The following is a 16,571-nucleotide window of genomic DNA, read 5'->3' on the forward strand; positions in this document are numbered from 1 at the left end:
GTCAAGCCAGGACGGTGCGCAACTCGTCCTCGATCTCGTCAAGTTCGGCGAGCATCCGGGTGGCGGCCTGCGCCCGCAGGTCCCAGAACCGGGCGTAGACCGACCGGCCGGGCAGCTGCTTCTCCCCGTACAGGACGTCCACCCCGAACCATGAGGTCAGGTTGTGCAGCAGCGCCATCCGCGCGCCGTACACCAGCTCGGCGCGGGCTTCGGCGGGCACTTCCTGGGCGTAGGCCAGCACCCCGTCGACCGCGGTCCGCCGCCAGGCGGGCGACTCCGCCACGGTGAACGGCTCGTACAGCACCCGGCCCAGCTCCCACGTGGGGAACGCGACCCGCGCCTGAAGGTCGATGATGGCCGCCAGGTCTTCCTTGGCGTCCCACAGCAGGTTCGCGCCGGTCGCGTCGAAGTGCACCACCTGTTCGCGCGGGGCGGCCGGGAGAGCGGCCTGCACCGCGGGCAGGCCCCGCAGCTGGGCCATGCGCTCGGCGACCTGCTCACGGCGCCGCAGGTCGTCCTCGTCCGGCTCCGGCACGGCGTCGATCAGCCCCAGCAGCCGCTCGCCCCGTGCGGTCAGGTCCTCGGCGGACGCCTCCCACCACCGGTTCCTGTTCGCCTTGTAGGCGCCGGCGGGGCAGCTCGCCAGGGCCGTGTGCAGTCGGCCGAGTCCGGTGCCGATCTGGCGGCTGTGCGCCGCCGTGTACGGCGTGTCCAGCGAGGCCGCGTCCACCCAGTCCCACACCGACAGCGCCACCCCGCCGTGCCTGGTGATCAGCGCGCCGTCCCGGTCGGGGTGCACGGCCGGGAACGGGCTGCCCGCCGCCCGGCCCAGCTCCATCAACGCGATGCGCCCCTCCATGACGTCCAGGTCGGCGCGGGCCGGGTACGCCTTGACGAACACCCGTCCCCGCGCGGTGTCCGCGACCGCGTTGTCCGTCTCGGTACCCAACGGGATGATCTCCACCCGCGCGTCGGCCAGCACGTACCGGTCGGCCAGCACGGCGGTGATCTGCTCGGCGGACACCTCACCCGGCGACGGGGACGAGGACGACTCAGGCACAGGCACTCCCGGGAGCGAGACGGCGTCACAGAAGGCCTGTCAGCCTAGTCCCCGCCGCCCCGGCAGGCGGCCTCATCCGGCCACCGCCACCCGTACGAGGCGAAGCCACCGGGCGCGGCCCGGCGTCGAGCCCATCCCCCGACGAGGAAGACCGGCCGGTCCTGGGCATACGAGCAGGCGACCCCGGCCTTCACCCTTGCGCTGGCGATCCACCCCCATAACTCACCTCTTAAGAGGTGAGTTATGGGGGTGAATTGTTCATGCTGCTGCCGTCCGGGCCCACGTCGTCCCGCACCCTGACGACGGCGCAAGCCCGGCATGGCCGCACCGGGAACCGCCGGAGCCCGCGCGGGTTATCTGGCCAGACTGACCATTGACCGGTGCCCGGCCGGGCACGGGGCGACGACGATGGCCGCCCGGGCGCCCGACCGGAGCCGGGTCAGCGCTGGTTGGGCTTGCGGGTCGGCTGCTGCTCGGCGCCGTCGCGGCGGAGGTGTCCGGCCTGTTCGGTGCCGTTGGCGGAATTCTTCGCTCCCCGCCTGGTCGTGGTCGACCGTCCCCGGGCCGCTGACGTGGAGACGTGTTTGGTGGCACCCGGCATGGGCCGCTCCAGGGCCTCCCCCATCTTGCGCATCTCCGGGATGTCGACCGTGCTCGGTGCCGTCCCGTTCGCGGGCGGGGGCGGTGTGCTGCCGCCTCCGCGCCGAGGCCCGCTGTACTCGAGGGCCGCATCTCCCAACCGCAGCAGCGCCTCCGCGCTCGGCAGGTCCCGGCCCTGCTCCGTACCGTCACTCTCGTCGTTCCGCCGGAGCTTGTCCGCACCGGCCTGCGCCCATCCGGCGATCTTCTCGCACGCCCGGATCGAGACCTTGCGGAAGAAGCCCGCGACACGGCCGTCGCCCATGAACCTGCCGAAGTGCTCGCCTGCCCGCTCCCTGATGACGCGCATCAGGTTGCCGAAGGCGCCCCTGACCGTCTGGATGCGCTGCCACTCCGGCAGGTCCTGGAGGGCGGGGGCGTGCCCGTCGGCTTCTCCCAGCGCCGTGTTGACCGCGCCCGCCTCCTGCTGCGGGTCGCGGTCTTCCTGCGTCTCCTGCTCGCCGGAGGGTGCGGCTGCCACGGGCTCCGGCTCAGCCGGGGCGACCGGAGTGGACTGCACCTCAGCGGCCGGCGGCGCTTCCGGGGCGGGCTCGACCTTGGGTACGGCGTCGGCGAGCATCTGCTGGAGCTTGAGCAGGCCCGCCTGCACGTCGGCGAACAGGTCCTCGCCCGTGCCCTTGTCGGCGGGAACGGTCTCGTCCCAGGCCTCCTTGACGGACGCGAAGTCGGCGACGACGTCGACCGGCCGGTCCTCCGTCTGCCCGGAGGTGTCCGCCGCGCCGGTCCACAGCGGCAGATCCCCAAACGGTTCAGGCGAAGCGGGCTCCACAGTCTCAGCCTGCGCGGGGGCGGCGGCCTCCGGGTTCTCGGGTGTCGCGGGACGGGCGGGTGTGGCCATCTCGGGGTCCTCCGGAGCGTCAGGGCGCGGGGCAGGCGGTTCGGTCTGGGGCGAAGCGGCGGCCTGCTCCGGAGCGGGGGCGTCCGCAGGCGCGGGCAGGGCGCGCAGCTGCTCGTACGCGCTCGGTGCGGCGAGGGCCAGCACCTCGGCCCGTCGGCCTCCCTCCTGCGCGAGGTAGGCCCACACACGGTGGTCGGAACCGCCGTTGGTGACCATGGCGTCGGCAGCCTGCGCGAACTGTGCCGTGAAGTCATCCAGGCTGGCGGTGTGCGCGGCCCGGATCAGGTCGCTGTGTTCGGCGGCGGTCTGCACCAGCCAGGTCGCGAAGTCGTCCACGCTGGGCGCCATGCCGTCCCGCAGGGTGTCGCGCACCGTGCTGATGAGAGCCTGGCGCACTCCGTCGGTGTTCCAGGCCGGGGCCATCGGGCCATGGGGCAGGTGCCCGGCGAGCCACGTCTCCGTCTCCTCATGAGTCACCAGATGCTCCGCCCGCTGAGCCGGGCGCGTGAGCATGGGCACCTGCACCGCGACCGGCAGGGACAGCCCCGGCAGGTCGGCGGCGGTGACGCCCGGCAAGACGAGGGTGTGGGAGGCGCCCTCGGCGTCGACCCGGGCGATCAGCTGTCCCTCGCTTCCCTCCCGCAGCCCGAGCGCGACCACGGGCCCGCCTACCGGTTCGGGTGCCGGGGCAGGTTCCGGCGCCGGGGGCGGGGTCTGCTGTGCGCTGTCCTCGCGGACCGGCTCGGCTGGCACGGCGGGCGCGGCTTCCTGTTCCCGGGCGGCCGCGCGTTCGGCCTGGACCGCGTCCAGCGTGGCCTGGAGGCGGCCGTGAAGCCGCGTGGTGTCGTACAGCAGGTGGGCGAGCGGGTGGGCCAGGAAGCTGCGTGCGTAGGAGTCGGGGTCCACCGGGAGAGTGCTGCCCCAAGCGTTGACCGCCTGCTGAACAGCATCGAGTTGAGTGGCCATCTGCCGGGCGCCGTGGGCGTTGGTGACGGCCCCCGCCATGTCGTCGAGCCGTAGGGCCAGCTCCTGGAACCGTGGGTCCTCTTCGTAGTCCCGGGTCACCTGCGCGGCCGCGACAACGATCGTGTCGAGGTGCTGGATCGCAGTGTCCCGCAGTTCGGTACGCAGCACGTTCGCCCGCGAGAGCAGATCGTCGCCGGAGACCGCGGTGGGCGGCTCGCCGTAGGGCGTGCCGGTGAATGCGGAGAACAGTACGGCTCCCTGGTCCGCCGCCTCCTCGGGTGCGTCGGCGAGGGTCGTGACGTCGGCGGGCAGGCCGTCGACCGTCAGGCGCGCGAACCATCGCCCGGCAGCGGACAGGTGCAGGGTGGCGACAGTGGCGTCGCCGTGGCGGAGTTCGCCGGAGTCGGCTGCTTGGCCGTCCAGGCCAGACAGGTGGAGCTGATAGCCGGGGTCGGCGGCGAGCGGTGCGGCCGGCGTGAAGTACCGCCGAGGCTCGGGCGGTTCCTCGATGGACGTCGTTCCCTCTTCGGAGTCGGCGCCCATGCTGCCCTCTATCGGCATGGCGGGAGCATCGGCTTCCGTGGGGGCCTCGTCGCTCTCCGGGGAGGCGACACCTCCGTCGGTAGCCGCCGGGGTGGCGGTCTCCGTGTCCTCGGGTGTCGCGGGACGGGCGGGTGTGGCCATTTCGGGGTCCTCCGGTGCTTCGGCGCTCGGGGCAGGCTGTTCGGTCGGGGGCGCAGCGGCGGCCCGCTCCGGGGCGAGGGCGTCCGCAGGCGCAGGCAGGGCGAGCAGCTGCTCGTACGCTCCCGGAGCGGCCAGGGCCAGGACCTCGTCCCGCCGGGTTCCCTCGTCCCCGAGGTAGGTCCACAGCAGGTACTCGGAACCGCCATCCGTCACGAGGGAGTCGGCGACCTGCGCGAACAGGGGCCGGAACTCGGCTATGCCAGCGGCGGCGTGCGCCATGCGGAGCAGGTCGTCTTGCTCAGCGGCGGTGTTCACCAGCCAGGCGGCGACGTCGTCCACGCTGGGCGCCATGCCATCGCGCAGGGTGTCGCGGACCGCGACGACGAGCGCCGCGCGCACTCCGGCGGTGTCCCAGGTCGGGGCCAGCAGTCCGCCGGGCAGGTGCACGGCGAGCCAGGCTTCCGTCTCCTCGTCCGCGACCAGGTGCTCCGCGCGCTGGGCCGGGCGGACCAGCATGGGAATGCCGACGGCGACGGGCATGGGCTGCTCCGGCAGGTCGGCGACGCTGACCCCGGGCAGGACGAGGGTCCGCGAGACGTCGCCGGTCTCGACCCGGGCGATCACCTGTTCCTCCGTGTCGCCCCACAGTGAAATGGAGACGCGGGGGCCGCGCACCGGCTCCGCCGCCGAGGCGGGCACCGGGTCCGGGGCGGGATCGGGCGTCGGCACCGGGGTCTGCTGTGCGCTGTCGTCGCGTACCGGTTCGGCCTGCACGGCAGGCTCAGCGGGCGCGTCTGCGGCCTCCTGTTCTCGGGCGGCCGCGCGTTCGGCCTGGACCGCGTCCATCGTGGCCTGGAGGCGGCCGTGAAGACGCGTGGTGTCGTACAGCAGGTGCGTGAGCGGGAACGCGAGGTGCTGGCGCTCATCGAGGGCGGGGTCCACCGGCAGGGCGCCGCCCCAGGCGTTGACCGCCTGCTGAACCGCGGTGAGGTTCGCGGCCATCTGCCGGGAACCGTGAGCGTCGGTGACGGCGGCGGACAGCTCGTTGAGCCGCGTGCTCAGCTCCTGGAACTGCGGGTTCTGGGTGTAGTCGGCGGTCACTCGCGCGGCCGCCACGGTGATCGTGTCGAGGTGCCACTGTGCGGCGGCCCGCAGTTCGCTACGCAGCACGTCCGCCTGCGACAGCGGCCCGTCGGCGGCGGCCGCGACCGGCGGTTTGCCGTAGGGCGTCCCGGTGAACACCGAGAACATCAGGGCGCCTAGGTCCGCCGCATCCTTGGGTGCGTCGGTCAGGGCCGTGACGTCGGCGGGCATGCCGTCGACTGTCATGCGGGCGAACCAGCGCCCGGAGGCGGACAGGTGAACGGCGGCGATGGTGCTCTCGCCGTACCGCAGCTCGCCCGCGCTGGGGCCCTGCCCGTCCAGGCCGGTCAGGTGGAGCTGATACCCGGCATCGGCGGGCAGCGGGGACACCTCCGTGTAGTACTGGGGTGCGGGCGGGTCGTCGACGCCCATGGTGGGGTCGCCGTCCGCTGCTGCTGGCTCAGGGGCCGTCGGGGGGAGGTCTTCCGCGGGCGGGTCGACGGCCGGGACGTCCGTCGTGACGGAGGTGGGTTCCGGCTCGTCTGCCGCTGCTTCCTCCTGGTCTGGCTGCTCTGGGTCCTCGTCCGCCTCGCGGTCCGGTGCGGGAGCGTCGTCCCGTGCCGTCTCCTCGGCGGTGGGCCCGCTGCCGGGTTCGGTAACGGGGGCCGGTTCCGCCACGGCGTCCGCGTTCGAGCCCTCCCCTGCCGCCGGGTCCGGCGCAGGGGCGTCGGCGGCCGCGGCGTCCGCCGACGGCTCTTGCTCGTCAGGCGCCGGGGCCTCGGTCTGCCCGGCCGACGCGGTGGCGGCGTCCGGCGTCGCCGTGGGGAAGAGGTCCAGTTGTTCCTCGTCCGAGGGCGGCGGTGCCGCCTCGGTGAGCGGCGCGGCGGTCGGCGCGCTCGTCTGCTCAGGCTCGGTGTCGCGGGTCTGCTCGCGCGCCCACTCCAGCACGCCGTCCCAGTGCACGTGGCGGGTGCTCGTGCCGTCCGGGCCGGTGACCTCCAGTCGGTGGCCGTCGTCGCCGGGCTGGCCCGGCTGGTAGACCAGCTCCACCTGGTAGTCGATCCCGCCGACGGTGACTTCCCAGCGCGGTCCGTGCTCGAACGGGGCACCGCCGCGGCGGGGGTTGTTGGGGTGCTCGTCGGTGTTGATGTTCTCGCCCTCGTGGAGGGCCAGTTCCTCGATGTCGGAGTTGTAGCCGAAGAACACCCAGTCGTCGCTGTCGTTCGGGTGGGTCTGCGGCGTGCGTCCCAGAGCTGCCCGTTCGGCCAGTTCGTAGCCGGAACTCGTGGAGATGCCGGTGCCCTGGGAGACGCCGTGCAGGTCGCGGAGCACGAACCCCCGGTACCCGCTCGGAGTTTCCTCCGCGAGGCGGTAGCGCTTGCCGGTGGGCAGATGGACGCACGTCCACTCGTTCTCCGCCGTGCGGCGCACGGTCACGTCGCCGTCCAGGTACGGGCGCGGCACGATGCGGCGGCCGCCGCGCCGGGCCTCGGCGACATTGGCCAGGCGCTGGTACTCCTTGTAGGACAGTCCGGTGGTCAGCTCGACACAGCTCCCGCACTCGGCGGCCATGTCCCCGCCGTCCTCGGTGCGGGTGTACCAGCTCCACACCATCGTGTAGCGGTGGGTGTCGGGTGTGCCGCAGCGGTCGCAGTCGCCGTTCTCCGCGTGCCCGTAGACGCCCAGGCGTCCCTGGTCCGGTCCGTCCTCGGTGCCGGGGTGGACGGCGGGTTCCTTCCGGCTGGTGCGCCGGCGGCCGGTACGGCGGGCAGGTGCCGGGGACTCCGGTGTTTCGGTGGGGAAGAGGTCGAGCTGCGCCTCCTCCTCCACTCCGGCGTTCTCGGGTGGCGCGTCGACCGGCGCAATGTCGGCGGCCGTCGTACGCGCGGAACCCGGCACGGCAGCGTCCGGCGGGGCGCTCGCGCGATTCTGCGCGGCCCGGGGGTTGTCGGGGTCGAAGACGTTCAGGAAGGTACTGGCGGTGTCGGCCCGGGTCTCCAGGTCGTCACGCACCTGGGCATCGGTCTGTGCGGCCGACAGCCACAGCAGGCTGTCGTACGCGGCGGCCAGGTCCTCGGCGATACTCCCGCCGCGACTGCGTCCCTGTGCGAAGGCGTCCAGGACGGCGACCAGGTCGGCGTGCATGACGGCCAGGAAGTCGTCGTCGGGCAGCGGCGGGAGTTCCGTCTCCGGCCGCACCAGGGAGGCGGTGAACGAGGCGGTCATGTCCTCGTCCAGCCGATCCGGGGCGGGCGGGCCGGACCGCAGGGCCCGTACCGCCAGTTCGGCGAGGGCCGCCTCTTGGCTGCGGAAGCGCGCCAGACGGCGGTCGGTGGTGCCGAAGACCGGTTCCGCGTTCCACAGCGGCGCGGCATCCGGGACGGTCGAGTCGGCGACGTCGTTGACGTCGGCGATCCGGCCGACCATCCGGCCGTCCATCCACACGTCGGCGCTGGTCTCGGTGAGGGCCGAGGGGGCGGGCACGACCCGCACGCGGGCGGCGAAGGCGCGCATGCGCTCGGGGCCGCCGAAGCGGACCGTGGCCTGTTCGTCGGTCTCCGCGCCGACGATCCGCCAGTACGGGGCCGGGTCGACCAGGTGCGCGGCCGCGGCGAGGTCCGGTTCACCGGTCTGTTCCGGGGCGCCGGTGTCCGCCGGGGCCGCGGGCTCCGTCTCGCTCCCGGTGGAGGTCTGCGCCGGGGTCTCGCCGGAGGTCTCCGTCGCGGTCGGCGCGGGCGCGTCCGGCGTCGCTTCCGGTTCGTTGGTCGTCTCCGCCCGGGGGCGGGGCCGGTAGGGCCCGGCGTACGGGTCGGCCTCGCCGATCGGCGGGATGGTGGCCCGCCACCGGGCGGTGTCGTACACCTCGAACTCGAAGCGTTCGGCGGCGTTGCGCAGCACCCGGGCCGTGCGTCGTTCCTCCGCCGTCACGCCCGGGAAGGCGTCGGCGGCGGCCTGGGCCGCATCGCCCAGGGCCTGCATCTGCGCAGTGTTCAGGACGTACTTGCGGTGCGCGGCCACCCACTCCGGCGGCTCGATCGGACTGCCGTCCGAGTAGGTGGCATCGAGCACCAGGCGCCGCAGCTCCCGAACCTGAGCCGTGGTCAGGCGCACCTCGCGGGCGGCGTACTCGGCAGGGGTGGGGCGGCGGGTCTCCGGTTCCGTGGCCCGGGGCATGTCGGTGCGCACGGTCCCGGCGGCCCGGATCGCCGCGGGTCCGGAGGAGGCCGGAAGCGCCTCGTGGAAAGGCATGTCGTCGGGGGCGCCGCCGCGGGCGTCCTGGCCCCACCAGTAGCGGCGGCCGTCGTCGCCGATGCGGGCGCGCACCCAGCCGATGACCGCGCCGTCGGTGTCGACCACCGTGCCGTGCCCGGCGTCGACGTCCAGGTCGACCAGCCGGTTGCCGTTGCCGTAGCGCAGCTCGATGCCTTCGGCGGTGGCGGCCTGCGCGAGGTCGGCGGCGTTCTGGCGTTCCTTCACCGCCCGTTCGGTGTTCTCCGGCCGGGCAGCATCCTCGGGCCACTCGATCTCGCTGCTCTCCCAGACCCGGGTGCCGGACTGGGTGTTGACCAGCACCAGGCCGCCGTCGTCGGACCCGACGACCGTGCCGGGCCCGTCCGGGGTCTGGACGATCGTCGAGGCGTTAGCGTCCGGAGCAGGCTCAGCGTCGGCGGCCCCAGCTGGCGGGGCGAACCTGTCGCGTGCTTCGGCGAGCTGCTCGTCGGTGGGCGGGGTGGTCTCGCGCAGCGCGTCGGCCAGGGCATCCAGTGCCGCGCGCAGGCCCAGGGTGTTGCGGTCGTCGCGCCGGAAATGGATCTCGTGGTCCAGGCTCCCGTAGCGCCACCACGGCTTGTACGGGTCGCGGTTGGCGGTGTTGTGCGCCACCGCGGCGTCGATCCAGGCCGGGAGTTCCTCCCACAGGATCGTGGTGGAGACGTCGTCGCCCCGCTCGATGGTCAGTCCGTCCGCGCGGGTCGACAGGCGTACGCCGCCGGCGCCGCGCACGGCGGGCGGCAGGTCGCTGCTGTTGGAGGCGTAGAAGGCGCTCGTCGGCGCCTGCTGCTGCTCGGCGATCCACTCCCGTACGCGGTCTCCGGGCAGGCGCCGGGATTGCGTGCTGATCGGCTGGCTGTCCACCGTGACGGCGCTGACCAGTCCCTTGACCTGGTCTTCGCTGAGCACCGCCATGATGGCCCATCCGGCGGACTGGTGGGTGCGCGCGGGCTTTGTGCCGTCCGTGCCCGGGGCGGACTCGGCTCCGTCGTCGGCCGGACCCTGCGGGGAGGCGTCCGTCTCGGCCGTGGATGCGGCCGGTTCAGGCTTGGGCGTGGGGTCGGTGGCGGAGGCCTCCGCGGCGGGTCCGGTCTGTTCCGGCCCGGACGGGGTCTCGGTCGCCTGCTGTGCGGCCTCGGTGGTCTCTTCGGTGTCCTGCGGGGCGAGGTCGGGGCCGTTGTAGGTGTAGGGGACGCCCAGCTTGTCGAAGGCGACGCGCAGGCCGCGTACGGCCGTGTCCCGGTCCTCCAAGGGGGTGTCCCGCTGCTGGTACCACTTCTGCTGACGGCGCGACCAGTTGAAGTTCAGGTCGTTCAGCGCGTCCCGGATGCGCTGGTCTCCCCCGCGTGGGGTGTTGCGGACCTCGGTGCCCTCGGCGTCGTGGAGGATCACGATGCGGGCCGCTGCCGCTTCGTCGGCGTCGATCTCCGCCTCGGACTCCAGCTCGATGACGGTGCCGGGCGGGGCGGCGAGGATCGCCTCCAGGTCGACCGTGAACAGCGGCTCCGTCTCGCCGCTGTACAGGGCGAGGAGGTCGATGCTCAGGTTGGTCAGGGTGTCGCTCTGCTGCTGACGGCGCTCGCCGACCTCATAGTTGACCCACTCGCTGTAACTGACGCGGTAGGAGCCGCCGACGCGCTCCCCGACCTTGCCGATCTCGGCGATGAGGTCGGGCAGCGGGTTGCCGGGTTCGTACCGGTAGCCGACGCCGGGCCGGTCGATGAAGGCCACGGCGTCCCGGCCGGACAGCTTGTGGCGCTTCAACAGCGGTTCGTAGTACCGCAGGACGGCCGCGCAGCGGGCCATCGCCGGGGAGGGCCCGGTGTGCTGCTCCGGCTCCGGTTGTGCGGTCGGGGCCTGTTCGTCGGCGGCGGGCTCCGTCTCGGGCTGCGGGCCGCCGATGTGCTGGACCGAGGCGCGGCCACCGAAGGCCTCGATGAGGCCCTGCAACGTCGTCTGCTCAGTACCCGCGACTTCCTGCTCCGTTTCCGCCGGCGCGGGCACCGGAGTTTCCTCCAGCGTTGGGGCGCTGGTCGACAACAGACGGGAACCGTCGGGGACGGCCACGATGGCGCGGGGGTGGAACCGGCGGGTGTTGCCGGACTCGTTACGGCCGACGTAGTAGCCATCCCTCGGGTCGGGACCCTGCTCAACAGTGACGGTGTGGAAGTGAAGGTGCTTGTCTCCCTCGTACTGACGCCAGCCAGCTCGCACCGTGTCGCCCGGCTGGAGCTGCACGGAGGCGTCACTGAAGGGCTGGTAGCCCGCGGGTACGTCCTCGTTGCTGGACGTCTCCCACCACTCGTTCAGCCGACGGACCATCTCTTCGGAAGCCGTGCCCGAGTCGGCCTCACGGGTGGACTCGTCAGTGGGGGTGTCCCCTCCGTCCTTTTCGGTCGCGGGGGCTGATTCCGCTGTGGGTGTCGGTTCCCCGGCCGGGGCCGTGGTCTGGGCGTCGGTGGGCGCCGGGCTGGCGCCGTTCTGCGCGTCACGCAGGGCGTTGGGGTCGAAGGGTGGGCGGTCGAGCAGCTGTTCCTTTGTGGGCTCGGTGTCCGGGCTGGCCTGTTCGGGGTCCGGCTGTTCCTGCGGTTCGGCCGGCGGGGTGTCGTCCTGCTGCTGCTCGGCCCCGCTGGCAGGCCGCTCAGTGGACGAGGGTTCCGCGCTCCCGTCAGAGAAGAACGCATCAGCCATGTCCTTAGCGAAGGCTTCTGCGGCGGCCGTCTCCGCGTCGGGGGCGGTGTCGGGGGCGGCGGAGCGGGTTTCGGGCTGGACGAGGCCCTGGGCCCTGGCCTGGATCTGGTGTTCGTCGGCGATGGACTTGCGCAGGTTGGCGATGTGCTCGCGCAGGGCGGTCAGTTCCTCGTTGACCTCCTCGGCGGCGTCCTCGTTGACGCCCTCGGCACGTTCGGCGCGCTCGGCGAGGGCGGCCTCCTTCTTGTTGGCGACGACGAGCTTGCCCAGGGCGCGTTCCTCACGCTCCTTGGAACGCGCCTGGATGCGGTAGGGGTTCTCGTCCTTCGGCCGCAGGTTAGCGGTGATCTCCTCGCGGCGGCCGCGAAGGGAGGCAGCCGACTTGTCGAGCTTGTCGAGGTCGTCATCCAGGTGGTTGAGGAAGTGTTCCAGCGACTGGATGGCGCCGCGCCCGTTGGACTGGGTGACGGAGGAGGCCTGCCACTGGGCGCGGTCCTCGCGCTGACCCATGGGCACGACGTGGCCCCAGGCGAAGCGCAGGCGCATCTGGCGGAGGCCGCTGGCCCCGTAGGCGATCTCCGCGTGGAAGTCCTGCCCGCCGAAGGTGCCGACCGGGATGCGCTCGCCGGGCCGCAGCGACTGGTCCCCGGCGATGGCGACCATCCGGGCACCGAGGGCGTTCGCGGCCGCGTCACGGGAGCGGTAGGTGGCGTCCTCCACGGTCATGGCGAAGGCGTCGCCGGTGGTGGAGCGGCGGTTCGGGGCAGCTTCCCGCATGCCCTCCAGGGCAGTGTCCGCCCGGCCGAGGAAGTCGTCGATGTCCTTCAGCTGCTGGCTGCGGTTGTCCTGCGCGCGGTCCCAGCTGCGGGCCAGGCCCTGGAACCGGGAGCGTTCGGCGGTGGCCTCGGCCAGTTGCAGGATCGCCGGGTCACCGGAGGCCAGGGCGGCGAGCATGCCGATGTTGATGGCGTCGGCGCCGATGTCCTCGATCTCGCGCATGCTGAAGTCGCGGCGCTGGATCTGCCCGATGAAGCGGGCCTTGCGGGCGAGGGTGGTCAGCCGGAACTCATCGAAGGTCCGCTCGGTGATGTAGTACAGGACGCGGACGTGGTCGGGGGTGTTCTCGACCCACGGGGCGTTGAGGTTGCCGCGGCGCTCGATCCGGCCGTCGCGCTGGGCCATGTCCGCCGGGCGCCACGGGTAGGACAGGTGGTGCAATGCCGTGGCCCGGTCCTGGATGTTGGTCCCGGTGCCCATTTTCTGCGTGCTTCCGATCAAGACGCGGACGCGTCCGGCACGGCAGTCGGCGAACAGCTTCTCCTTCTTCTTGTCAGTGCTGGCCTCGTGGATGAAGCGAATGGTGTCGCGCGGCATCCCCCGGGCGACCAGTTCGTCGCGCAGGTCCGCATACAGGTCGGCGCCGTGCTTGGCGGTGCTGCCCGGGGTGCCCTCGTCCAGGAAGACGAGCTGGAGGCCGCCGGGCAGATCCTGCGGGGTCGGGTCGTCCGAGGAGACGGGGTAGACGATGTCCTTCGTCTCCTGCCAGATCTCCACGATCTTCTCGGCCGCGTAGGGGACCTTGCTGCCCATCTCCTTGCTGCCGCCGACGGAACGCATGTCGGTGGCGGCGGCATCGGCGAGTTCGGCGACCTTCTGGTAGTCGATCTCGGCTTCGCCGGTCGCGGGGTCGATGCTGGTGAACCGGCTCGGGTCGATCCCGAGGCTGCGCAGGGCTTCGGTGGCGTCGACCAGGTCCAGGTCGACGGAGGCCCGCAGGCCCTCGCCGAGGGCCTTGAGTACGCCGCCCGGCTTGCGCACCCACGGCTGGTACGGCAGCTGCTCGATGAACTTCCGCTGCGCCGGCGTGGGCGGGATGATGACCGTCTCGCCGCGCTGCCCGTCCTCGTTCTCCCGCACGGGCGGGGTGGGCAGATTCAGGTCTTCGGCCATCTGGACGTCGGCGAACGTGCGGTACGCGCCCATCAGTTCCGGCACGTTGAAGAACCGGGAGAAGCGGGCCTTGTACTTGTAGCCGTCGCCCTTGGGGTCGGGCTCCAGGTTGGACACGACCTCGCCGAAGGTCGCGGCCCAGTTGTCGAAGGCGTCGAGCCCCATCTCGTCCAGCAGCTGTGGGGCGAGGTAGCGCTTGAGGACGTAGGCCTCGGTCACCGAGTTGGCGATCGGGGTGCCGGTGGCCAGGGTCGCCACGCGTTCCGAGTCGTTCGTCTCGCGCAGCCAGGACAGCACCATGTGGAGCTTGGTGGCCTTCGCCGAGCCCTGGATCGCGGCGCCGGGGATCGCCGAGACGGTGCGCAGGTTCTTGTACTCGTGCGCCTCGTCCAGGAACAGGTAGTCGACGCCGGTGTCTTCCAGGAAGACGCCGTTGTCGTCCCCCATGGACTCGATCTGCTGTTGGAGCTTGGCCTCCGCGTTGGCCAGGGACTCCTCGATCTGCTTGACCGTGTTCTTGTGCATCCCCGCCTCGGCGGCGATGTCCAGCTGGCTGCGCAGCGAGGCCAGCTCGCGGTCGAGGTAGGAGCGCATGTTCTCGGGCCGCAGCGGCACCCGGTTGAACGCCTCGTGGGTGAGGATCACCGCATCCCAGTCGCCGCCCGCGATCCGGCCCATGAACTTCGCGCGGCGCTTCTTGTTCAGGTCGCTCGCGCTGATCGTCAGGATCTTGGCGTTGGGGTAGAGCTGACGGAACTCGCGTGACCACTGCTTGAGCATGTGGTTGGGGACGACCAGGCACGGCTTCTTGGCCAGGCCGGTGCGGCGGAGCTCCATCGCGCCGGCGGCCATCGTGGCGGTCTTGCCCGCGCCGACGACGTGCGCGAGCAGCGCGGTCGGCTCGTGCACGATCCGGCGGATCGCCGCGTTCTGGTGCTCCTTCATCGTCCAGTCGCTGATCAGACCGGGAAGGCTCAGCGCAGAGCCGGAGTAGTCCGGCAGCACCAGGTTGTTGAACATCTCGTTGTAGAGCTTGGCGAGCCGGGCCGCCCGGGTCTTGTCGTCCCAGACCCAGTCCTCGAAGGCCTCCGCGATGAGCTTGGCCTTCTCCTGCGCCGCGTCGGTGGCGTCCTTGTCGACGTAGGTGCGGCCCTCGCTGTCGCGGTAGGTGACCTGGATGGTCGAGTCGGCCTGGCGCAGCAGCGCGGTGAACAAGTCCTGGGTGGGCCGGGAGCCGGTGCCCCACTCGGTGCGCGCCAGGTCGCCGTTCTTGGCGCCGCGGACCTCCCACACGGTGCCGCCCGCGTGCACGACGCTGGCGTCCTCGAAGCCCAGGTGGGCCAGGAAGTCGTTGTAGACGTCGACCGGAACCCACGGGGCACCGATCTTGGCCTTGATCTCGGAGGGCGCCAGGTCGTCAGGCTGGACCCGCTCCAGGGCGGCGACGTTGCCGAGGAACGTCGGATCGTCGGCGGCCCGCGCCTTGGCGGCCGCGAGCTTGGTGCGGACGTTGCCGGACAGGTAGCGGTGGCTCGGCTCCCAGGCGTCTTCCTGCTGCGGGTCGCGGTAGGCCAGCCCGGCGTCCGCGCACTGTGCGGCCGCGCTCTCCTCGTCCGTGCCGAGCAGGCTGGCCACGCGCGTCATGTCCAGGCGGCCGCCGTCGTACTCCGTCGCCAGGGCGATGGCGTCCTCGTGGCTGTTGGCCCGGGTCGGCAGGCGGCGCGGCTCCAGGACGCGGGTCAGGAGCACCTTCTGCTCGGTTCCCTTGCCCGTCCGGTCGTCCCACTCCTCCAGGCCGAACAGCAGGCTCGCGTCGGGGTCGTCGTCGATCCAGGCGAACGCGGTGCGCTGTTTCCAGGCCTCCGGGACGTTCTTGAAGCCCTGCGCCGTGGCCTGCTCCCGGGCGCCGGGCGGCGTGAACTTGTAGTGCTGGCGCGGCTTGGTCAGCGGCGGGTGGCTCTTGCGGTAGTCCCGCCAGGCGACCCGGAGTTCGGCGCGGAGCCGGGCGAGCTCGGGAGTCTCGCCGGGCTCGGGGGTGTCCGCCTCTGCCGCGTACAGGGCCAGGGTCAGGCCCTTGAGGCGGATGAGCTGCACCAGCTGCTCACGCTGGTCGGGGTGGATCTCCAGCGGGACCGGGCGGCCGCCGTCGATGATGGTGGGGTTGCCCTCCGCGTCCAGCCCCAGGGCGCCTTCCGTGCCGCCGGTGACAATCGTCTGCACCGGTTCGGTGCGCTGGTCGGCGGCGGCGGTCAGTCCGGCGGCCTCAGCTTCCACTCCGATGGCGGCCGCGGCCGCCGCCAGGCCTTCGGCCGGGCTCTGGTCGGTGCGCCCGACGACCGTAACCTCCGGGCCCCACTCCCGGGAGCCCGCGCGGAGTTCGCCGAGCACGTATTCGGGGTGGGCGTCGAAGTAGGTGTTGACCGCGAGTTCGTTGTCGTGGCCGGGCAGCACCCGCTTGCTGGCGGTCAGCCAGGTCGGATCCCCCGGCTCCTCGCCCTCCATGCGGCGCCGCAGGAACAGCACGTCGGTGACCACGTCGGTCCCGGCCGCCGTCGCGTGCGCCCGGGCGGGCAGGCGGACCGCGCCGACCAGGTCGCCGAGCTGGTACATGCGCTCCCGAGGCTCAGGGTCCTCCCCGTCCAGGGTGTAGCGGGAGGTGATCAGGGCGACGATCCCGCCGGGGCGGGTGGCGTACAGCGACTTCAGGATGAAGTGCGTGTGGATCGAGAGCTTCAGGTCGGGGTTGTGGACCTTGTCGAACCGCTTGTAGCGGCCGTAGGGGACGTTGCCGACCACGCCGTCGAAACCGCCGTCGGCGAGCGGGACCTCTTCGAGACCCCTGGTGATGATCTCGGCGTCCGGGTACAGGTGGCGGGCAATCGCCGCGGTGGTCGGCTCGACCTCCACACCGGTCATCTGCACCGGCTCGCTCATGAGGATCGGGGCGAAGCCGATGAAGTTGCCGCTGCCGCTGCCCGGTTCGAGGACGCGGCCGCCCCTGAAGCCCAGCCCGCGGACCGCGCCCCAGATCGAGCGCACCAGATCGGCGTCGGTGTAGTGCGCGTTGATGGTGTTGCGGCGGGCCGCCGCCCACTCGTCCTCGGTGAGCAGGGCCCGGATCTGCCCACGCAGGTCACCGACGGCATCCCAGCGTGCCACGGCCCGCTCGAAGGCCTCGTCCGTATCGAACGCGTCCCGCCCCGGCCGCGGGTTGAAGATGACGGGCAACGCGCCCCAGCCCGACCAGCGCGCCAGGACCCGCTGTTCCCGCTCGGTCGCCGGACGCTGCTCGCGCTCCACGACGCGCAGCGCCTCCAAGGCCGCCAGGTTGGCGCGGGCCCGCTCCCCCTGCCCGGACGGGGCGAGGTC

General features: G+C 72.3%; 2 protein-coding genes. Both read right to left on the reverse strand.

What is annotated here, in order from left to right; all coding sequences use genetic code 11:
* Window position 1: 1 nt before the first annotated feature.
* Window positions 2-1,060: a phosphotransferase gene (locus G6048_RS00330; protein WP_165337350.1), complete on the reverse strand. Its 1,059-nt coding sequence runs from the start codon at window positions 1,058-1,060 to the stop codon at window positions 2-4.
* Between the two features lie 439 nt (window positions 1,061-1,499).
* Entirely contained in the window at window positions 1,500-16,520 is a 15,021-nt protein-coding gene (locus tag G6048_RS00335; protein WP_165337351.1) for a DEAD/DEAH box helicase family protein, read from the reverse strand.
* Window positions 16,521-16,571 lie beyond the last annotated feature (51 nt).

The organism is Streptomyces ureilyticus (assembly GCF_011045025.1).
In the GTDB taxonomy this organism is placed as follows: Bacteria; Actinomycetota; Actinomycetes; order Streptomycetales; family Streptomycetaceae; genus Streptomyces; species Streptomyces ureilyticus.